The following is an 18,477-nucleotide window of genomic DNA, read 5'->3' on the forward strand; positions in this document are numbered from 1 at the left end:
AGCCCTCTTTAGATGTCGTTTTCACTCAACGAAGCGTCTTTTCCGCTTGCTGCGGGTGCGAAGGACCCATAGCCCTGTGCGTGGGACACCCCTCCCCAACGAGGGGCGTGTATCTGGAAGGGTAATACACATGACGATCGAACAACCGGCGACGCGGCCGGCAAATCCGCGTTTTTCTTCGGGCCCCTGCGCCAAACCCCCCACATTTGATTTGACCAAACTGGCCGATGCCGCCCTGGGGCGGTCGCACCGTGCCGCTGTCGGCAAAGACAAGCTAAAGGCAGCCATTGAAGGCACGCGCGAGATTTTGGGTATTCCTGAGGATTACCGCATAGGCATCGTCCCCGCCTCGGACACCGGCGCGGTCGAGATGGCGCTGTGGTCGCTACTGGGTGAACGCAAGGCCGAGATGTTGGCCTGGGAGAGCTTTGGTTCAGGCTGGGTCACGGATGTGATCAAGCAGCTTAAGATCGATGCTGAGGTCAAGACCGCAGACTATGGGCAGATGGCCGATCTGGGTTCTGTCGATTTCGCGAACGATGTTGTCTTTACATGGAACGGTACGACCTCAGGTGTGCGAGTGCCAAATGGCGATTGGATTGCCGATGACCGCCAGGGACTGACGATCTGTGATGCAACATCGGCGGCTTTTGCGATGGACCTGCCCTGGGACAAGCTGGATGTAACCACCTTCAGCTGGCAGAAAGTGCTGGGCGGTGAAGCAGCCCATGGGATGCTGATCCTGTCGCCCCGTGCTGTGGAGCGGTTGGAAAGCTACACCCCCGCGTGGCCGTTGCCCAAGATTTTCCGCCTGACCAAAGGTGGCAAGCTGATTGAAGGCATCTTTACCGGTGCCACGATCAACACGCCCTCAATGCTGGCGGTTGAGGATTATCTGTTTGCGCTGGATTGGGCGCGCTCGGTCGGAGGATTGCAGGGGCTGATCGCCCGTGCAGATGCCAATGCCGGAGCGGTGCACGCTTTTTGCGATCAGAACAACTGGATTGCCAATCTGGCCGAAGATACGGCGACACAGTCGAACACATCCGTCTGCCTGAAGTTCACCGACGCCCGAATTCAGGACGGTGCGGCATTTGCCAAGGCCGTGGCTAAACGGCTGGAGGCTGAAAGTATTGCGCTGGATATCGGGGCCTATCGCGATGCACCCCCCGGATTGCGCATCTGGTGCGGCGGCACGGTCGAAACCTCGGATATCGAGGCGATGCTGCCCTGGCTGGCATGGGCCTTCGAGGCCGAGATTGCGGCGCAAGCCGAAGCTGCCTGACCTTTTTGCCGGGCCGTCCAAGGCCCGGACCTTCCATACAATTCAAGGACCAGAGAACATGGCCCCCAAAGTACTCGTATCTGACAAGCTCAGCGAAACCGCCGTGCAGATCTTCCGCGACCGTGGCATCGACGTGGATTTCATGCCCGATCTGGGCAAGGACAAAGACAAGCTGGCCGAGGTGATCGGTCAATATGACGGCCTTGCCATACGCTCGGCCACCAAGGTCACACCGACCATCTTGGAGAAAGCCGACAAGCTGAAGGTCATTGGCCGCGCCGGGATCGGCACGGATAATATCGACAAGGATGCGGCGTCGAAAAAAGGCGTGATCGTGATGAACACGCCGTTCGGCAACATGATTACGACCGCAGAACATGCGATTGCGATGATGTTTGCCGTGGCGCGACAAATCCCCGAAGCCTCCACCTCGACCCATGCGGGTAAGTGGGAGAAGTCCAAATTCATGGGGATCGAACTGACCAACAAGACCCTCGGTGTCATTGGTGCAGGGAACATTGGCGGCATTGTTTGCGAGCGCGCCCTTGGTCTGAAGATGAAGGTTGTCGCTTATGATCCCTATCTGGGCGAAGAGAAAGCCGCGCAAATGGGCGTGGAAAAGGTTGAACTGGACGAGTTGCTGTCGCGCGCCGACTTCATCACTTTGCACGTGCCGCTGACCGACCAGACCCGCAACATTCTGAGCCGTGAAAACCTGGCAAAAACCAAGAAAGGCGTTCGTATCATCAACTGCGCCCGTGGTGGTCTGGTTGATGAAGATGCGTTGGCCGAAGCACTGCAATCCGGTCAAGTTGCCGGTGCCGCGTTTGACGTTTTCAGCGAGGAACCGGCCAAAGACAACGCCCTGTTCAACCTGCCCAACGTGGTCTGCACACCGCACCTTGGTGCGGCGACGACCGAAGCGCAGGAGAATGTGGCGCTGCAGGTCGCCGAGCAGATTTCGAACTACCTGCTGACAGGCGCGGTTGAAAATGCATTGAACATGCCCAGTGTGACGGCAGAAGAAGCCAAGGTCATGGGTCCGTGGATCAAGCTGGCCGGGCATCTGGGCAGCTTCATTGGTCAGATGACGGATGAGCCGGTCAAGGCGATCAACATTCTTTACGATGGTGTGGCCGCTGAAATGAACCTCGCCGCGTTGAATTGCGCCGTGGTCGCCGGGATCATGAAAAAGTTCAACCCCGAGGTGAACATGGTTTCGGCCCCTGTTGTCGCTAAAGAGCGCGGGATCAAGATCTCGACCACCAATCAGGACAAATCGGGTGCGTTCGAGGGTTATATCAAAGTCACCGTTGTGACCGACAAGCGCGAACGTTCGATCGGTGGCACCGTGTTCAGTGACGGCAAACCGCGCTTTATCCAGATCAAAGGCATCAATATCGATGCCGAGGTCGGCGCCCACATGCTGTATACGACCAACGAAGATGTGCCTGGCATCATCGGTGCTCTGGGTCAGACCATGGGTGAGCACGACGTCAATATCGCGAACTTCACCCTTGGCCGGTCCGAGGCCGGAGGCGAGGCGATTGCATTGCTCTATGTCGACGAACCGGTTCCGGCTGCGGCGCGGGCCAAGCTGGCGGAAACGGGTCTGTTCACGCAGATCAAACCGTTGGTGTTTGATGTCGCCTGACGCGGCTTGTTGAGTTTGAGAAACAGTTCAGGACCCGGTTTTGCAAAGACCCGGGTCCTTTGTTCTCTCAAACCTGGATCTGAGGCACAAGCGAGCTGAACCTTACCGGCGGAGGATGTCTATGACACAGCCTGTCTATGCTATTGGTGATCTGCACGGGCAGGTTCCTGAACTGGAGCGTGCGCTGTCTCTGATCCAACACGATGGCGGACCTGATGCGCAGATTGTGTTTCTGGGTGATTACGTGGATCGCGGCCCTGATAGTCGGGGCTTGATTGATCACCTGATCGCCGGGCGCGATGCTGGCCGGAACTGGATCACCTTACTGGGCAATCACGACCGTATGTTTGCCTGGTTCATGGAGGACACCCCGCGTCACGATCCGCATTTGCTTGTGGGGTACCATTGGCTGCATGACCGGCTGGGCGGGATCGAGACCCTGCGTAGTTACGGGGTCGAATTCGAAGGCCGGATCCGTCTGGAAGAGCTGCATCAGATGGCGCAGACGGCTGTGCCGAAATCGCACCTGACCTTTCTGCGCGATCTTGTGCTGATGCACCAGACGCCCGAGCTTGCCTTTGTGCACGCCGGTATCCGCCCAGGTGTGCCGCTCAATGAACAGCGGGCAAGTGATCTGGTTTGGATCAGGCAGGATTTTCACCAACATAAAGGCCCGCACCCCAAGCTGATCGTGCATGGCCATACGCCCGTGGATCAGGCGATGCATTACGGCAATCGCGTCAACCTGGATACTGGGGCCGGGTATGGGCGCCCGGTGGGCGTTGCCGTGTTCGAAGGGCGGATCTGCTGGGAATTGACCGAACAGGGCCGCTTGCCATTGACGCCCTGAGTTACATCGCTCGGGTAAGACACTGGAGATAGATTATGTATGTCGCAACTTTGCTGACCAACCCGGCCGCGCCTTCGCTGGATCGCGCCTTGCCCGAAACACTGCGCAACGCGTGGGGCGGTGGGGATGTTGTCTGGCTCAGCCCGGATGAGGCGGTAGAGTTCGAACTGAGCGACATACCCTACAATCGCTGGGATGTTTGGGCCGACCTGCAGGGGATGGGCGTGGACTTAATTGTGCAGCCTGTAGACGGGCGGCGCAAACAGATGCTGCTGGCCGATATGGACAGCACGATGATCCAGCAGGAATGCATCGATGAGCTGGCGGATGAGGCTGGCGTCGGCGACCGGGTCAAGGACATCACGGCTCGTGCCATGAACGGAGAGCTGGATTTCGAGGGGGCTCTGATCGAGCGGGTTGGGTTGCTCAAGGACTTGGATGAACATGTGATCGGCAAAGTTCTGAACGAGCGGATTACCTTAATGCCAGGGGGCAAGGTGTTGCTGGCCACAATGCGGGCGAACGGAGCTTACGCGGCGCTGGTGTCCGGCGGATTTACAGCTTTCACCGCGCGAGTGGCCGAGATGCTTGGGTTCGACGAAAACCGGGCCAATACGCTGTTGGCTAAAGACGGCAAGCTGACCGGAGACGTGGCGCGCCCCATTTTGGGGCGTCAGGCCAAAATCGAAGCATTGGAACAGATATCAACCCGACTTGGGTTGTCTGAAAACGATGTGATTGCAGTAGGTGACGGGGCCAATGACCTTGGAATGCTGGGCCGGGCCGGAACCGGAGTTGCCCTTCATGCCAAGCCTTCGGTTGCCGCCCAATGCGATGTGCGGGTGAATCACGGTGACTTGACGGCACTGCTTTATCTACAAGGCTACAGCCGCGCTGATTTTGCAGGCGAATAACCGAGGCTATCTTTTATTTAACATTTGTGTTAAATAAAAATCATGAGCACGCTTCTGACCACTTTCTCAGCATTGTCCGACGCCACCCGATTCTCGATTGTCGAGCAATTGATGGATCAAGGCGAGTTGCCCGCTGGTGACCTGATCGAAGGGCGCGGCGTATCAGGTGCCGCAATCTCGCGCCACCTGAAGGTGCTGCGCGAAGCAGGGCTGGTGCAGCAGCGCGTTCAAGGCGCGCAGCGGATGTATTCGATCCGATCCGAAGGGCTGCGGATGATTGCCAACTGGACCATTTCCAAGCGACAATTCTGGGAAGGCAGCCTGGATCGTCTGAGTGATATTATCGAAAGGGAGAATTCATGGCCGACCTGAAACTGGAACGGGAATTCCCCGTCAGCCCCGAAGAATTGTTTGCATGGATCAGCGACGGCAGCAGGTTATTGCAATGGTGGGGTCCAGAAGGGATGCACGTGCCCGAGCATAATCTGGATTTTTCACGCACCGGCCCCTGGTTTTCGGTGATGGAAAACGGCGAGGGGCAGCAATACAAAGTCTCAGGTCACGTCACGCATGTCGATCCGCCCAAATCGGTTGGGTTCACCTGGGGGTGGCATGATGATCAGGATCAGCGTGGCGCCGAAAGCCACGTGACCTTGTCGGTCGCGGCGACAAGCACCGGATCACGACTTAGGCTGGATCACCGGGAACTGGTCGATACCGAAGCGGCTGCGAACCACAATCAAGGTTGGACCTCTTCGCTGCGCAAACTCGAAGCACTTTGCAAATAGGTTTTCATAAGGGAGGAGCGACATGCCCCAATTTTTGTTTGTCTATCACGGGGGTCACACCCCAACCGACCCCGCCGAGATTGAGGCGACCATGGCCGCCTGGGGCGCATGGTTTCAAAATTTGGGCGAAGCCCTCGACATCCCCGGCAACCCGGTCGGACAATCCTATACCGTAAGCAGCAGCGGGGTTGTCGACAATGGCGGTGCAAACCCGGCCTCAGGCTTCACGGTGATCAAAGCCGACAGCATCGACGCCGCGACCGAGATGGCCAAGGGATGTCCGATGGTCGTCAATGGTTCGGGCTCGGTTGAAGTGGCCGAGGTACATGAGATCGAGATGTAAGGGCTTTAGCCGGGGAAGCCTGGCGCAGGTTTGATCACGCCACATTCCAGCCCCCGGCGGCTGTATTGCGTGGCGTTCATGAATTTGCGGGTGGCCGGGTGATCGGCCTCCAGCACACCAAGGCTGACGAGTATCGCGGCAATCGCGCATTCGCTGGCGCGGGTGGTGCCATCAGTGATCTTCAGTGCAATTCCCATGCGTTTTTCCGGGATGATGGCGACAAACACGGCCTCGGCCCCGGTCTTGATCGCAACACGTCCGTTCATCGCGCGCATCAACTCGGTGCAGGCGCGGGTCTCACCCGCGACCAGTTCAGGGTGTTTGACCATAGCCGCAACCAGTTGCGCCGCCGCATCGCTGGAGCGGTCGGACCGGTCTGCGGCTGAAGCAAACCAAGCCATCGACCGGGCCAGACCGGTTAGTGATGTTGCGAAATTCGGGGCCGAGCACCCGTCGATGCCGTAACCCGGGCTGGTCTCACCCGTGGTCTCCTCAAATGCCGAAAGGCAGGCTTGCTGCACAGGGTGATAAATTTCAAGATACTCCGGGCCCGCGCCCATGTGCTGGCCCAGCGTCAGAAACCCGCAATGCTTGCCCGAGCAATTATTATGAATCTGACAGGGTGTATCGTCGGCCAGAATCAGCCTGTCGCGTGCAGCCGTATCTGCAGGTTCCTGCGGGCCGCAGCGCAAGTCGTGTTCACTCAGCCCCAGGTGATCCAGCCAGGCGGTTACACGGTCCGTGTGAATTGCAGCCCCATTATGCGACGCGCAGGCCAGCGCCAGATGTTCGCTGGTCAGCCCGTATTTTGCCGCCGCACCGGATGTGACCAGCGGAAGTGCCTGAATCATCTTGGCGGACGACCGTGGATAGACAATTGCCTGAGGGTCACCCCAGCTGTGCACGATCTGACCCGCGTCATCGCAAACCACTGCGTGACCCAGATGCAGGCTTTCCAGCAGAGACCCGCGCCACAGTTCTGTCATCGGTACGGGCTGCGTCATCTGGACCTCCGAAATTATGCGCAAAATTCTGCCAATCGCCCTTTCGCCTGTGGCGAAACCTGCGTTAGTGTGTGTATGTCGGCAATCATCGGAATACGCAACGGAATAGACGAACCGGCAGGGTTCGCAGTCATGTCCGATGGGTTTGAGGTATAGGTCGAGCTAGGAGGCTGGACAAATGGGATCAATGCTCGTTCGTGTGATCGCGGGGCTGTCAGTGGCAGGGACCGTCGCGACAACCGCAATCGCTCAGCAGGCAAGCAGCACCAACCGTGTTGCGGTCAAGACAGATTGGAGCGTCTTTGTAGAAGAAGACCCCGCTGAATGCTGGAGCGTCGCAACCCCGGACGAAACCGTTAACACTCGCGGAGGTCGCGTGGTTTCTGTGCGGCGTAGCGATATTTTGCTGTTCGTGGTGTTTCGACCAGGCGATGACGTGTCCGGAACGGTGTCATTCACCGGCGGCTATCCCTTTGCGGCGGGCTCGACCGTCAACGTCAAGATCGACGAATCCGAATTCGAATTCATCACCGATGGCGAATGGGCCTGGCCTTCAACGCAAGGGCAGGAGCCAAAAGTCATCGAGGCGATGAAGAGCGGAAACGAGGCTGTTTTGACTGCCCGCTCGGAACGCGGGACGCAGACAAAAGACACGTTCTCACTGTTGGGCTTTACTGCGGCGATCGACGACGCCAAGAAGCGCTGCACCAATTAAGCCGGTGTTTTCTAGTGAAAGCCCCGTCGTCTGGCGGGGCTTTTGTGTTGATGCCATTCGGCATGCTAGCTTTACGCCACGTCCGCGCCTGCATTTGATCCGTATCAAAGCAAGCACCGATCGTTTCTGAACTAATTAGTTCAGAGGAAACGTAGGAGTTGCCCTGATGCTGAACAAATTTCTTGCTTCGCTCATGATGATCTCGGCCATGTGGCTGAGCGCTTGTGATAACAAAGGTGAGACATATCCGGTGACTGGCGAACAATGCGGACCGGAAGACCCGGTTAAAACTTTGGACGCCGAAGATTGCTATGTTCCGCCTGCAGGTGTTTGAACGGGCTTTGATCTGCGCGGATTGAAAAAAGATAAAAGCCGCAGTGACTCTGTTGCTGCGGCTTTTCTGTAGAAGCCCGCCGATTGTGACGAATCCTTTTGATCTTTGCAAAGGTTCCTATATAGAGGCGCATCCCAAGCCAGAATCCTTCGAGATACGCCTCAGAGAGCCTAAAATGTCGCCCAATGCGCCGATCACTCAAGATGTCCTGACTATCCCCCGCAAATTGCCCGAGGGAAAGATCAACCTTGTCGGGCTGACTCGCGACCAGTTGCGTGCCGTTCTGATCGAACATTGCACTCCAGAAAAACAGGCCAACATGCGCACCGGGCAGATATGGCAGTGGATCTATCAATGGGGTGTGCGTGACTTTGCCGAGATGACCAACCTGGCCAAGGCCTATCGTGTGCAACTGGCTGAGCACTTCGTGATCGAAATTCCCGAAGTTGTGACACGTCAGGTGTCCGAGGACGGAACCCGCAAGTATCTGTGCCGTATCGCAGGCGGGCATGAGGTCGAAGTCGTTTATATCCCCGAAGAAGATCGCGGTACGTTGTGCATCTCGTCTCAGGTCGGATGCACTCTGACCTGCTCATTCTGCCACACCGGCACGCAGAAGCTGGTGCGCAACCTGACAGCGGCCGAGATCGTCGGTCAGGTGATGATGGCCCGCGATGATCTTGACGAATGGCCGGTTCCCGGCGCGCCCAAGGATGAAACCCGCCTGTTGTCAAACATCGTTCTGATGGGCATGGGCGAGCCGCTTTATAATTTCGAAAACGTCCGTGACGCGATGAAGATCGCCATGGACCCCGAAGGGATTTCGCTTTCACGTCGCCGTATTACGCTTTCAACCTCGGGTGTTGTGCCCGAGATTGCGCGCACGGCCAAGGAAATCGGCTGCCTGCTGGCGATCTCGTTCCACGCAACCACGGACGAAACCCGCGACGTTCTGGTGCCGATCAACAAGCGTTGGAACATCGAGGAACTTCTGGAAGCCTTGGCCAGTTATCCCAATGTGTCAAACTCTGAACGGATCACCTTTGAATATGTGATGCTAGATGGTGTGAACGACAGTGACGAGGACGCGCACCGCCTGATCGACCACATCAAACGTCACAACATCCCGGCCAAGATCAATCTGATCCCGTTCAACGAATGGCCCGGCGCACCGTACAAGCGCAGCTCTAACAATCGCATCCGGGCATTTGCGAATATCATCTACCACGCGGGATATGCTTCGCCCATTCGCAAGACGCGGGGCGAGGATATCATGGCTGCTTGTGGGCAACTGAAATCTGCCACGGAACGTGCCCGCAAATCGCGCAAGCAGATCGAGGCGGAAGCCGGTTTGAGCAAGTAAACCCCCTGCCTTGCAAGCTGGGTGGCCGTCTGGTTTCCGCTGTGTAACCGGATCGCGCTTCGCTTGTTCGGGGTTACTTTCTGCACGCCATAGGTGTGCCTGTAAACTTAATGTTTCAGGTGCTGAAACCACATGCGCAATTTGCTATGTTTGTGATATCCGGCACTGCCCGTGTATTCTCAATTCGACGCACAAGGCGGTGAGATTACCGGACCATAGCTGGCAAGTTATTTCGAAGCCGATAGAGTGAGAGAAGAGCTTCCAAGCCGTGCTCGGGCGAACTGATTTTCAGGTGGGTCAATGTAATGGACTCGAATCTTCAAAAAATTCTGCGACAAAGTGCGGCTGCTCTTCTTGTTGTTGTGCTTACTGCGGGGCTGGTGGTGGCTGACGGCGAAAATGCCCATATCGCGATAGAGAATCCCGCTGAACTGAGCAAGGAAGAAGCTGTGGCCCATTATCGCTCGCTGAATAAGCGCATGGCGCGCGGGTATGCCGCTGCGCAACTGGACCTGATCCTCAACTATCAAAGCTGGCCGCTGTTCAACGATGCACCCTATATATCGGCAACCCATGGCCAGCGGTTTGTGAACAGCTATGCCAACCGCATGGCGCATAACTACGGCACGTTGCAAGAGGGCGAAGAGCTGCCGATGGGATCGGTTCTGGCCAAGGACAGCATGACAGTAACGGATGAAGGTCGCTTACATCCTGGCGCAATGTTCATTATGGAGAAGCTGGCGGAAGGTGCCAGCCCGGACACAGCGGATTGGCGATACATCATGGTCTTGCCGGATGGCTCGGTTTTTGGCGATACCTTGGGTGACCGTGCCGGTGAAGTGGCCTATTGCCATGTCTGCCACGAACAGGTGGCGGACCGAGATTATACGTTTTACGTGCCGGAAGAGTATCGCAAGAGCGAATGAACCGGATCAGGCCGGTTCGCCTGGCAGCTTCAGTTCTGTCGCCTCGCGGCGGCTGAGTTGTTCGCCTTGTTTGCGCTTTGACAGGACTTCACGAGCCAGCGCGTATTTTTCATCCTGCCAGAAGATCAGACACCCGTTACACCCCTTGCCACAGCACCCTTCGGTGCCGATACGGTTGGTCTTGAACCGGCATTCGTTACCATCTTCGCCGATCTTTTCGACCAACGCGTCCCGGCGGCGTGCATAGGCGTTGGGGTTGTCGCGGCCGGAGGTTTCCAAACCCTGCACCAGTTTGTCGAAACGGATGCGGCTCCAGTGTTCATCGGTCAGGGCACGCTCTTTGCGCAGGACCGAATAAACCGGGAAGCGCGCGCGCAGGTCGTCGATGTCTTCGTGGTCGAATAGAGTAAAGGGCAGCCGGATAACAGTTTTCGTGCTGCCATGCACCACGTCCAGCCGCTTACCGTCACCCACTCGTTCGAAGTCGTAGACCCGCAGCAGAACTGTTTCGCGCGAGATGGGTGAGACGAAATCCAGCACGTCGCCCGGTTCCAGCTTGTTCTTCACCTCGACCAGAAAGGCGTCCTTGGTCACTTCGGTGACGATCCCTGCATACTCCCACTGCGCGATTGAGGCCGTGTGTTCATAATCATGTGCATAGTTGGTCAGGCGACCCTCGTGGAAGGCCAGTGTGTAGCCACGGTTTCCGACGGTTTCGAGTTCACGCATATAGGGTTTGGGATCCCAGTTCTCAGGGTCGGCATTGTAGTCGTCGACGGCCATCCGATACGCCCGCGCAACGATGGCAGCATAATATTCCGACTTGCCGCGCCCTTCGACCTTGAGGCTGTCGACACCAATTTTCAGATATTCATCCAGCTTCGGCATGATGCAGAGGTCGCGCGAGTTCAGGATGTATGATCCCCGATCATCCTCTTCGATAGGCATCAGATCACCGGGGCGGCAACCTTCTTCCAGCAGAAACTCAAACAGGTCCGCGTTTTCTTCGGTAATGCGCAGTTCCTGATGCGTACCGTCTTTAAGACGCAGCTTCAGCGCATAGTTCCAGCGGCAGGAATTGGCACAGTTGCCCTGGTTCGCGCCGCGTTCTGCCATGAAATTCGACAGCAAGCAGCGACCAGAATAGGTCATGCACATGGCACCGTGAACAAAAGCCTCAAGTTTGATGTCAGGGCATTTCTCGCGGATTTCCACCAACTCGGGGTACGAGACTTCGCGCGCCAGAACCACAAGTTCCGCACCCTGATCCTGCCAGAACTTCACCGACAGCCAGGAACAGATATTGGCTTGGGTCGAGATATGCAGCGGCAGTTCGGGCGCGCGTTCGCGGACATATTGGAACACACCGGGGTCGGCAATGATCAACCCGTCGGGTTTCACCTTGCGCACTGCGTCGATGTATTCATCCAGCTTCGGGATGTCTTTGTTGTGTGAAAACAGGTTCAGCGTCAGGTATGCGCGTCGGCCGTGGCTATGGCAGAACTCGACCCCTTCGATCACCTCTTCCAGCGAAAATTCGGACTTGGTGCGCAGCGACATATCCGGCGTGCCCAGATACACCGCGTCCGCCCCATAGAGGATGGCGAGTTTCAGCTTGCGCAGATTGCCCGCGGGCATCAGCAATTCGGATCGGGACTGGGTCATATGGCCACCTGGCAAAGGATCAAGGCGGCCTTCTACGCCAAACGGGTCGAGTCCAAAACCCCGTTATCTGCGACGGAATCGCGCTGTACCAATCACCTCAACCAGTTGCTGGCGCACCGGTTCGGGTTGCGCCTCGACAGCGTTCAGAACCTCGCGCAGTTCGGCCCGCAACCCGTGCATCTGATCGATCAAAGAGATCATCATCGATAGTGCGTCGGCCTCCATGTCGTATTGCTCGTGCAATTCGCAGGCCAGTTCCAACCGAGCGACGTCGATGCTGTGATAAACCAGCCCTTGGTCTGATTGTTCGGGGATCACAATTTCAGCCGCCAGATACTCGGTCAGCCGGTTCGAGGTCAGTCGGGCAACGGCTTCGATCAGTTCCTTCTCGGTCAGGGTCATGACGGCATTCCTTTCCGCGGATCATAGCTGTGCGTTTCGCGCCAGGTCTCCATGAACTGTTTCAGGTCGTCATCGATTGTGTGGGGCAGCGAGACGGTCAGTTCGATCAACTGGTCCCCGCGTTCCGATGAGCCGCGTTTCTTGACCCCCTTGCCCCGCAATCGCAGAGTTTTTCCACTGCTTGTGCCCGCCGGGACGCTGACGTTCACACCGCCATCAATTGTGGGGGCCGGGACTTTACCGCCCAGAATGGCTTCATCGATGGTGATGGGCAATGTGATGTGGATGTCGTCGCCTTGACGGTCAAACACCGGATGTTTGGCGACCGAAACAGTCACCAAGGCATCGCCCGCTGGGCCCTCGCCATAGCCCGCTGCCCCTTTGCCGCGCAGGCGGATGGTCTGGCCGTCGGTTATCCCTGCCGGGATTTTCACCTCGATCCGGTCACCGTCAGGCAGCGTCAGTTTCTGGCTGGCGCCGAACACGGCATCCAGAAAGCTGATCTGGAGGGAATAGTTCAGATTATGGCCCGGTGCGTGAAACTCTTGGCCGTGCTGGCCGCCAAAGCCGCCGCGGCCACGCATGAATTCGGCGAAGATGTCGGACATGTCGTCAGGATCCGCCTGACGTCCGCGATAGGGGTTACCTGCCGCCTCTGCGTATTCGCGGTAATACTGTTGTTGTGGGCGCTCCTGACCCGATGCGTCAATCTCGCCATTGTCATACCGCGCACGTGTTTCAGGATCTTTCAGCAGGTCATATGCCGCGGCAGCGGCTTTGAACTTCGCCTCAGCCTCGGCATCACCGGGTTTCAGGTCCGGATGGCATTCCTTGGCAATGCGCCGATAGGCTTTCTTGATCTCGGTGGCGCTGGCGTCTTTTGCAACGCCAAGAACAGAATAGGGATCGTCGCTCATCTCACTCTCACGGGTCAGGGGCAAGTCTGATCTTGATGAATGTGTTCTACCATGCGATTTCAACGGTGCAAAAGGAAGAGGCGATTGAATTGCCTCGAAAAATCCTGCAGGTCTGTTAACATCTACATGTTTCTAATTGTTGATTGACGGAGACCGCCGCATGTCGCGCAGAATTAAGTCCGCCCTGGCTCTGCTGGCCGGGAATGCCATTGGGTTATTGCTTGCCTCGCTGATACTGTCAGGGTTCGCGATCAAGCCGATCTCGTTCATCATCGTCGTGATCGTCTTCACCGTTGTGCAGGTGATTGCCGAGCCGCTGATCCTGAAGCTGGGCGAAAAGAAAGCACCCGCGCTGAAAGGCGGGATCGCTTTGATCGTGACCTTTGTGGGTCTGCTGGTAACCGACCTGATCACCGCTGGGCTGACCGTGGGTGGTGTTTCGAACCTGCTGGCGGCAACGTTGTTGGTCTGGTTGGGGGCGTTGATCGCCAGCGTGGTGCTGCCGATCTACGTGTTCAAAGAACTGCGCGAAGCCAAGAAGTAATCACACTGCGTTCAGGCTGGCCTCGATGGCCTGCCACAGTTCGCTCGCCGGCTCGCAGCCTACCGAAAGGCGGATGAAGGCGGCGTCAACATCGTCACCCCAGCGGGCGCGACGCTCGGCCGAGCTGTGGACGCCTCCGAACGACGTGGCGGGGCGCAGCAGAGGGCAGCTATTGATGAAGGCTTCGGCTTTGTCTTCGCTCTCCAATGTCAGAGACAGGAGAAATCCGAACCGGGTGGTTTGCGCTTGTGCCAGTGTGTACGATGGGTCACCGGCCAGCCCGGGGTAACGAACCTGTTTCACCGCGGGATGTGCTGCCAGTCTTTCTGCCAGATTCTGAGCGGAGCTGCACATCCGGTCAAACCGAACGTCCAATGTCTCAAGCCCGCGATGCAGCAACCATGCTTCATGAGGTCCGGGGATCGAGCCGGAGACTCTGCGCCATTCCTCGACTCGTTCCATGATGTCGCTGTTGCGGCTGGCCACGTGGCCCATCAACATGTCGGAATGCCCGCCCATCGCCTTGGTGTCTGAGGAAACAACAACATCAATGCCCAGATCCAGAGGTCGCTGACCCAGAGGTGTCATCGTCGTGTTGTCCGCAATGGTCACGCCCCCGGCAGCATGTACCTGATCAGCGACCGCCGTCAGGTCGATCATGTCTAATCCTGGATTTGAGGGGCTTTCGACAAAGACCACATCGAACCCGTCAAAACCGCCGGTGTTAAAATCGGTGGTGGGGCGCTCCTCGACAATCACACCCAGTCGCGACAGGAAGCGATCCGCCAAAAGGCGTGTCACGTAATAGCCATCCGACGGAATCAGAAGGCGCGACCCGGCTTGCACCGTGGCAAACAGGGCCGCCGATATCGCTGCCATGCCCGAGGGAAAGCTGAGGCAGGGCGCGTCTTCCAAATGCGACAGGACATGTTCCAGATGCCCCCAGGTCGGGTTGTCGACCCGTCCATAGCTCGCCTGCCCATCAGGGGTGCCCGGCAAGTGAAACATGCTGCTTTGTGTCAGCGGCAGCGCCACCGGCTCGCCCTTGTTCAACGCATTGCCGCGCAGGTGCAGCATTTCTCCGGTTTTGGGTGCCATCTTTCAGCGTCCCGGGATTTCGTCGCGCGGTGGGGCGGGTTCCCAGTTCTCGATGATCTCGACCGCCTCTTGCGCCGTGTCCACAAAGCGGAACAGATCGAGATCCTCGTTTGAGATCGTGCCAGCATCGGCCAATGCTTCCCAGTTGATGACTTTTTCCCAGAACTCGCGGCCAAAAAGCAGGAAGGGCACGCGATCCATCCGGCCGGTCTGTATCAAGGTCAGGGATTCGAACAGCTCATCCATTGTGCCGAACCCGCCGGGGAAGATGGTTATGGCGCGGGCGCGCATCAGGAAGTGCATCTTTCGAATGGCGAAGTAGTGGAAATTGAAGCTGAGGTCGGGCGTTACGTAGAGGTTCGGCGCCTGCTCGTGGGGCAGCACAATATTGAGGCCGATCGAACAGCCGCCCGCATCCTGTGCTCCTCGGTTGCCTGCCTCCATCACGCCGGGGCCACCGCCGGTGACAATGACGTTCTCACGACATCCGGTCTCATTCGACTTCACGGTCATCAACCGGGCGAATTCACGCGCCTCGTCGTAGTATTGCGACAAGCCGGCCAGCGTTTCGGTCCGTGCGGTGTGTTTCTGCGACGGCTCGGGGATACGCGCGCCGCCGAACATGACGATGGTCGAGGTGATCTCGCGCTCGCTCATGATCATCTCGGGCTTCAGCAATTCAAGCTGCAGACGCACCGGGCGCAGTTCGTCCCGGCACAGGAATTCGTCATCGGCGAAGGCAAGACGATAGGCAGGTGAACGCGTCTGCGGCGTGTCCGGAACCTCACTCGCGGTCGAGCGGTCGGTCTGCGCATCGCGAAACGGACTGTGGCGGTCTTCTCTCATGGGTGATCGATCCCTGCTTGCGTGTTTGACAAACAGCTATAGGGTTCGCGGGCAGAGTGCCAGTCACGGAAAGACAAGAATGAATTGGAAGAGCGAAATATCAGTAGCGCAAGATCGTATCGCCGGACATGCGCAAGTGACGCCGGTTATCGAGAGTCGAATTCCAGGTTATCCGATTGACCTGAAGCTGGAACACATGCAGCACACCGGCAGTTTCAAGGCGCGGGGTGCGTTCAACACTTTGCTCAGCATGAATGTTCCGCAGGCCGGGGTGGTTGCAGCGTCCGGCGGCAACCATGGTGCGGCAGCAGCTTATGCTGCGCAGACACTGGGCTATCCGGCCAAGATTTTCGTGCCCGAGCTGGCAGGCCCTTCGAAAATCGCTTTGATCCGGCAAACCGGCGCAGACCTGAGCGTTGTGTCCGGCGAATACGCAAATGCGCTGACTCAGGCGCAAGCTTACGAGGCCGAAACTGGAGCGATGCAGATACATGCCTATGACGCGCCGGCCACGGTGGCGGGGCAGGGGACCTGTTTTGCAGAATGGGACGCGCAGGATCTGCAGGCCGATACGGTTCTGGTTGCGGTAGGTGGCGGTGGTCTGATCGCTGGCGCGTTGGCGTGGTTTGGCGACACGCGCAAGGTTGTCGCGGTCGAGCCCGAAACCTCTTGCGCGCTGAATGCCGCGTTGCAAGCCGGTAAACCGATCGATGTTTCCGTATCCGGCATTGCAGCAAACGCATTGGGCGCGCGGCGGATCGGGCAGATCTGTTTTGACCTCGCGCAGGGTATGAACTCGGTTCTTGTGTCAGATGATGCAATTGCAGATGCGCAAAAGGCGCTTTGGCAGGCGCATCGTATTTTGGTGGAACCGGCGGGTGCCACGGCGTTGGCGGCTTTGACGTCGGGCGTTTATCAGCCTGGGCCTGGTGAACGCGTGGCCGTTTTGGTTTGCGGTGCCAATATTGCACCGGACCCGTTTGGTGCGTGAATTATCGGGTTGTGAATGAGCGTGGCGGATTTTATCTATAATTTATGACCGCCACGATTTCCGACACAATTTACAAAAACCTCAGCCAGAAAATCATCACCGGAGAACTGGTCGCCGGGGAAAAGCTTCGGCAAGACCATATAGCCCGTGACTTCGACACCAGCCACGTGCCGGTGCGTGAAGCCTTATTGCGGCTCGAGGCGCATGGATTGGCGCGGCATGAGCCACGCCGGGGGATGCGGGTCACTGCGCTGGACCCTGCGGAAGTGCGTGAGGTGATCGAAATGCGTGTGGCATTGGAAACTCTGGCGCTACAGCAATCCGTGCAGAACATGTCGCCGGTAGCGATGGAAAAGATAGATCGTGCGCGCATCGCCTGTGATGAGGCGCAGTCGATGCCCCAATGGGAAGCTTTGAACAGAGCGTTTCATCGCGCCATCCTGACACCCTGCGGGCTGCCTCGGCTTTTACATGCTATCGACGACCTGCATATCGCAAGCGCGCGCCATCTTTTCGCGCATTGGCGGTCGAAATGGGTTCAGCAGACAGACAAGGACCATGCGGCACTTGTTCAGGCGCTCAAGCGCAAGGATCTGAGCGCCGCAAGAGGTATCCTGACCCGCCATATACGTCGCGCCAGCTGACTGCGGTCGTTTCGGACGCAAAATGACCCGTGTTCGTCGCATTGCGCCATGGGTTCCACTTGCGTATAGGCCAAACCGACACGAACAGATTCTGTAGGGAGACGCCCCATGTCCAACGCGCAACTGGAAGCCGCCATCGAAGCCGCCTGGGAGGCGCGCGATACAATCACGCCCGCCACCACTGGCGAACAGCGCGAAGCGATCGAGGAAACGCTGAACGCGCTGGACAGCGGGTCGCTGCGGGTTGCTGAAAAGCAGGCGAATGGCGACTGGCATGTGAACCAGTGGGCCAAGAAAGCGGTCCTGCTGGGCTTCCGCATCAAGGATATGGAAATCCAGTCCGGTGGCCCTCAGGCTGGCGGCTGGTGGGACAAGGTGGACAGCAAGTTCGCCGGTTGGGATGCAAGCCAGTGGCAAGCCGCCGGGTTCCGCGCCGTGCCGAACTGTGTCGTTCGCAAGTCGGCCTATATCGCGCCGGGCGCCGTTCTGATGCCGTCTTTCGTGAACCTGGGCGCTTATGTCGATGAAGGTACCATGGTCGACACGTGGGCCACAGTCGGATCCTGTGCGCAGATCGGCAAGAACGTCCACCTGTCGGGTGGCGTCGGCATCGGTGGTGTCCTTGAGCCTATGCAGGCGGGTCCGACCATCATCGAAGACAATTGCTTTATCGGTGCGCGTTCAGAAGTGGTCGAGGGCTGCATCGTCCGCGAGGGCTCGGTCCTGGGGATGGGCGTATTCATTGGAAAATCGACCAAGATTGTCGACCGTGAAACCGGCGAAGTCATGTATGGCGAGGTGCCGCCTTATTCAGTGGTTGTCGCCGGTTCGATGCCTTCGAAGAACAACATCAGCCTGTACTGTGCCGTGATCGTGAAGCGGGTTGACGAAAAGACCCGCTCGAAAACTGGCATCAACGAGCTGCTGCGCGACTGATCGTTCAGCTAAAATAAATTGGCCGGAGCATATCCGCTCCGGCCGTCTTTTTTGAGGGGTCGCATCGGGCGAAGTGAAAGCGTTAGCTGCCAGTCTTGAACATGTGGCTTAGCCCAGACAACCACCCCTGATGGATCAGCGGTTTTCGCCCTGCATTGCGTCAACTTCTGATTCGCCTGCGTTCGTTTCCGTATCACCTTCAGCTTCACCACCTTCGGTTTCGCCACCGCCTTCAGCTTCACCACCTTCGGTTTCGCC

At 57.8% G+C, this 18,477-nt stretch carries 21 protein-coding genes; 15 read left to right on the forward strand and 6 right to left on the reverse strand.

Annotated elements, in window-relative coordinates; all coding sequences use genetic code 11:
* Positions 1-130 precede the first annotated feature (130 nt).
* The 7 genes from ALB80_RS21290 to ALB80_RS21320 all read left to right on the forward strand — a co-directional run bounded on the left by ALB80_RS21290 (position 131) and on the right by ALB80_RS21320 (position 5,834).
* Positions 131-1,285, forward strand: a complete 1,155-nt coding sequence (locus tag ALB80_RS21290) for a phosphoserine transaminase (RefSeq protein WP_050606118.1) — start codon at positions 131-133, stop codon at positions 1,283-1,285.
* A gap of 58 nt (positions 1,286-1,343) precedes the next feature.
* A complete protein-coding gene (gene serA, locus ALB80_RS21295; protein WP_050606119.1) occupies positions 1,344-2,939 on the forward strand; it encodes a phosphoglycerate dehydrogenase in 1,596 nt (531 codons plus the stop codon).
* Between the two features lie 121 nt (positions 2,940-3,060).
* Positions 3,061-3,789 carry a metallophosphoesterase family protein gene (locus ALB80_RS21300; protein ID WP_050606120.1) on the forward strand — a complete coding sequence of 243 codons (729 nt, stop codon included), beginning with the start codon at positions 3,061-3,063 and terminating at the stop codon, positions 3,787-3,789.
* 35 nt (positions 3,790-3,824) lie between these two features.
* Entirely contained in the window at positions 3,825-4,703 is an 879-nt protein-coding gene (gene serB, locus ALB80_RS21305; RefSeq protein ID WP_050606121.1) for a phosphoserine phosphatase SerB, read from the forward strand.
* A gap of 42 nt (positions 4,704-4,745) precedes the next feature.
* Positions 4,746-5,075, forward strand: coding sequence for a helix-turn-helix transcriptional regulator (locus ALB80_RS21310; protein ID WP_050606122.1), 330 nt, complete (start codon positions 4,746-4,748; stop codon positions 5,073-5,075).
* A complete protein-coding gene (locus ALB80_RS21315; RefSeq protein ID WP_050606123.1) occupies positions 5,063-5,491 on the forward strand; it encodes an SRPBCC domain-containing protein in 429 nt (142 codons plus the stop codon). The genes ALB80_RS21310 and ALB80_RS21315 overlap by 13 nt, the downstream gene beginning before the upstream one ends.
* 22 nt (positions 5,492-5,513) lie before the next feature.
* Positions 5,514-5,834 carry a YciI family protein gene (locus ALB80_RS21320; RefSeq protein WP_050606124.1) on the forward strand — a complete coding sequence of 107 codons (321 nt, stop codon included), beginning with the start codon at positions 5,514-5,516 and terminating at the stop codon, positions 5,832-5,834.
* A 5-nt stretch (positions 5,835-5,839) separates the two neighbouring features.
* On the opposite strand, the gene ALB80_RS21325 is transcribed toward ALB80_RS21320, so the two are convergent.
* Positions 5,840-6,838 carry an asparaginase gene (locus ALB80_RS21325; protein WP_050606125.1) on the reverse strand — a complete coding sequence of 333 codons (999 nt, stop codon included), beginning with the start codon at positions 6,836-6,838 and terminating at the stop codon, positions 5,840-5,842.
* 178 nt (positions 6,839-7,016) lie between these two features.
* Here ALB80_RS21325 and ALB80_RS21330 point away from each other — a divergent pair, with 178 nt between their 5' ends.
* The 4 genes from ALB80_RS21330 to ALB80_RS21340 all read left to right on the forward strand — a co-directional run bounded on the left by ALB80_RS21330 (position 7,017) and on the right by ALB80_RS21340 (position 10,176).
* On the forward strand, positions 7,017-7,553 hold the full coding sequence (locus tag ALB80_RS21330; RefSeq protein ID WP_050606126.1) for an invasion associated locus B family protein: 537 nt from the start codon (positions 7,017-7,019) through the stop codon (positions 7,551-7,553).
* 166 nt (positions 7,554-7,719) lie between these two features.
* On the forward strand, positions 7,720-7,887 hold the full coding sequence (locus ALB80_RS22465) for a hypothetical protein (RefSeq protein WP_172677935.1): 168 nt from the start codon (positions 7,720-7,722) through the stop codon (positions 7,885-7,887).
* 175 nt (positions 7,888-8,062) lie between these two features.
* Positions 8,063-9,250 carry a 23S rRNA (adenine(2503)-C(2))-methyltransferase RlmN gene (gene rlmN / locus ALB80_RS21335; RefSeq protein WP_050606127.1) on the forward strand — a complete coding sequence of 396 codons (1,188 nt, stop codon included), beginning with the start codon at positions 8,063-8,065 and terminating at the stop codon, positions 9,248-9,250.
* A 305-nt stretch (positions 9,251-9,555) separates the two neighbouring features.
* Positions 9,556-10,176: a cytochrome P460 family protein gene (locus ALB80_RS21340; RefSeq protein ID WP_050606128.1), complete on the forward strand. Its 621-nt coding sequence runs from the start codon at positions 9,556-9,558 to the stop codon at positions 10,174-10,176.
* A 6-nt stretch (positions 10,177-10,182) separates the two neighbouring features.
* Here the strand turns inward: ALB80_RS21340 and ALB80_RS21345 are convergent, their stop codons facing one another.
* The 3 genes from ALB80_RS21345 to ALB80_RS21355 all read right to left on the reverse strand — a co-directional run bounded on the left by ALB80_RS21345 (position 10,183) and on the right by ALB80_RS21355 (position 13,160).
* Positions 10,183-11,841, reverse strand: a complete 1,659-nt coding sequence (locus tag ALB80_RS21345) for a U32 family peptidase (RefSeq protein ID WP_050606129.1) — start codon at positions 11,839-11,841, stop codon at positions 10,183-10,185.
* A gap of 63 nt (positions 11,842-11,904) precedes the next feature.
* A complete protein-coding gene (locus tag ALB80_RS21350) occupies positions 11,905-12,243 on the reverse strand; it encodes a hypothetical protein (protein ID WP_050606130.1) in 339 nt (112 codons plus the stop codon).
* Positions 12,240-13,160, reverse strand: a complete 921-nt coding sequence (locus ALB80_RS21355) for a DnaJ C-terminal domain-containing protein (RefSeq protein WP_050606131.1) — start codon at positions 13,158-13,160, stop codon at positions 12,240-12,242. Before ALB80_RS21355 ends, ALB80_RS21350 begins: the two co-directional genes overlap by 4 nt.
* A gap of 160 nt (positions 13,161-13,320) precedes the next feature.
* Between ALB80_RS21355 and ALB80_RS21360 the strand changes: the two genes are divergently transcribed.
* A complete protein-coding gene (locus ALB80_RS21360; RefSeq protein WP_050606132.1) occupies positions 13,321-13,704 on the forward strand; it encodes a hypothetical protein in 384 nt (127 codons plus the stop codon).
* Here ALB80_RS21360 and ALB80_RS21365 read toward each other — a convergent pair whose 3' ends face one another.
* Positions 13,705-14,802 carry a cystathionine gamma-lyase gene (locus ALB80_RS21365; protein ID WP_050606133.1) on the reverse strand — a complete coding sequence of 366 codons (1,098 nt, stop codon included), beginning with the start codon at positions 14,800-14,802 and terminating at the stop codon, positions 13,705-13,707.
* 3 nt (positions 14,803-14,805) lie between these two features.
* Positions 14,806-15,648, reverse strand: coding sequence for a TIGR00730 family Rossman fold protein (locus ALB80_RS21370; protein ID WP_050606134.1), 843 nt, complete (start codon positions 15,646-15,648; stop codon positions 14,806-14,808).
* A 79-nt stretch (positions 15,649-15,727) separates the two neighbouring features.
* Here ALB80_RS21370 and ALB80_RS21375 point away from each other — a divergent pair, with 79 nt between their 5' ends.
* The 3 genes from ALB80_RS21375 (at position 15,728) to dapD (ending at position 18,219) form a co-directional block, all read left to right on the forward strand.
* Positions 15,728-16,639: a threonine/serine dehydratase gene (locus ALB80_RS21375; protein ID WP_050606135.1), complete on the forward strand. Its 912-nt coding sequence runs from the start codon at positions 15,728-15,730 to the stop codon at positions 16,637-16,639.
* 44 nt (positions 16,640-16,683) lie between these two features.
* Positions 16,684-17,283: a GntR family transcriptional regulator gene (locus ALB80_RS21380; protein ID WP_050606136.1), complete on the forward strand. Its 600-nt coding sequence runs from the start codon at positions 16,684-16,686 to the stop codon at positions 17,281-17,283.
* A gap of 108 nt (positions 17,284-17,391) precedes the next feature.
* Positions 17,392-18,219 (forward strand): 2,3,4,5-tetrahydropyridine-2,6-dicarboxylate N-succinyltransferase, encoded by an 828-nt coding sequence (gene dapD, locus ALB80_RS21385; protein WP_050606137.1) that lies wholly within the window; start codon positions 17,392-17,394, stop codon positions 18,217-18,219.
* The last annotated feature ends 258 nt before the right edge of the window (positions 18,220-18,477 follow it).

Origin of the sequence: Ruegeria sp. 6PALISEP08 (genome assembly GCF_001238295.1) — a bacterium.
In the GTDB taxonomy this organism is placed as follows: domain Bacteria; phylum Pseudomonadota; class Alphaproteobacteria; order Rhodobacterales; family Rhodobacteraceae; genus Ruegeria.

Excerpts from the sequence above, each read along its gene's own strand:
- ALB80_RS21365 (WP_050606133.1), bottom strand. The coding sequence starts at position 14,802 with ATGGCACCCAAAACCGGAGAAATGCTGCACCTGCGCGGCAATGCGTTG.
- ALB80_RS21370 (WP_050606134.1), bottom strand. The coding sequence starts at position 15,648 with ATGAGAGAAGACCGCCACAGTCCGTTTCGCGATGCGCAGACCGACCGC.
- serA (WP_050606119.1), top strand. The coding sequence starts at position 1,344 with ATGGCCCCCAAAGTACTCGTATCTGACAAGCTCAGCGAAACCGCCGTG.
- ALB80_RS21300 (WP_050606120.1), top strand. The coding sequence starts at position 3,061 with ATGACACAGCCTGTCTATGCTATTGGTGATCTGCACGGGCAGGTTCCT.
- ALB80_RS21340 (WP_050606128.1), top strand. The coding sequence starts at position 9,556 with ATGGACTCGAATCTTCAAAAAATTCTGCGACAAAGTGCGGCTGCTCTT.
- ALB80_RS21350 (WP_050606130.1), bottom strand. The coding sequence starts at position 12,243 with ATGACCCTGACCGAGAAGGAACTGATCGAAGCCGTTGCCCGACTGACC.
- ALB80_RS21290 (WP_050606118.1), top strand. The coding sequence starts at position 131 with ATGACGATCGAACAACCGGCGACGCGGCCGGCAAATCCGCGTTTTTCT.
- dapD (WP_050606137.1), top strand. The coding sequence starts at position 17,392 with ATGTCCAACGCGCAACTGGAAGCCGCCATCGAAGCCGCCTGGGAGGCG.
- ALB80_RS21380 (WP_050606136.1), top strand. The coding sequence starts at position 16,684 with ATGACCGCCACGATTTCCGACACAATTTACAAAAACCTCAGCCAGAAA.
- ALB80_RS21375 (WP_050606135.1), top strand. The coding sequence starts at position 15,728 with ATGAATTGGAAGAGCGAAATATCAGTAGCGCAAGATCGTATCGCCGGA.
- ALB80_RS21310 (WP_050606122.1), top strand. The coding sequence starts at position 4,746 with ATGAGCACGCTTCTGACCACTTTCTCAGCATTGTCCGACGCCACCCGA.
- ALB80_RS21360 (WP_050606132.1), top strand. The coding sequence starts at position 13,321 with ATGTCGCGCAGAATTAAGTCCGCCCTGGCTCTGCTGGCCGGGAATGCC.
- rlmN (WP_050606127.1), top strand. The coding sequence starts at position 8,063 with ATGTCGCCCAATGCGCCGATCACTCAAGATGTCCTGACTATCCCCCGC.
- ALB80_RS21325 (WP_050606125.1), bottom strand. The coding sequence starts at position 6,838 with ATGACGCAGCCCGTACCGATGACAGAACTGTGGCGCGGGTCTCTGCTG.
- ALB80_RS21345 (WP_050606129.1), bottom strand. The coding sequence starts at position 11,841 with ATGACCCAGTCCCGATCCGAATTGCTGATGCCCGCGGGCAATCTGCGC.
- ALB80_RS21320 (WP_050606124.1), top strand. The coding sequence starts at position 5,514 with ATGCCCCAATTTTTGTTTGTCTATCACGGGGGTCACACCCCAACCGAC.
- serB (WP_050606121.1), top strand. The coding sequence starts at position 3,825 with ATGTATGTCGCAACTTTGCTGACCAACCCGGCCGCGCCTTCGCTGGAT.
- ALB80_RS22465 (WP_172677935.1), top strand. The coding sequence starts at position 7,720 with ATGCTGAACAAATTTCTTGCTTCGCTCATGATGATCTCGGCCATGTGG.
- ALB80_RS21315 (WP_050606123.1), top strand. The coding sequence starts at position 5,063 with ATGGCCGACCTGAAACTGGAACGGGAATTCCCCGTCAGCCCCGAAGAA.
- ALB80_RS21330 (WP_050606126.1), top strand. The coding sequence starts at position 7,017 with ATGGGATCAATGCTCGTTCGTGTGATCGCGGGGCTGTCAGTGGCAGGG.
- ALB80_RS21355 (WP_050606131.1), bottom strand. The coding sequence starts at position 13,160 with ATGAGCGACGATCCCTATTCTGTTCTTGGCGTTGCAAAAGACGCCAGC.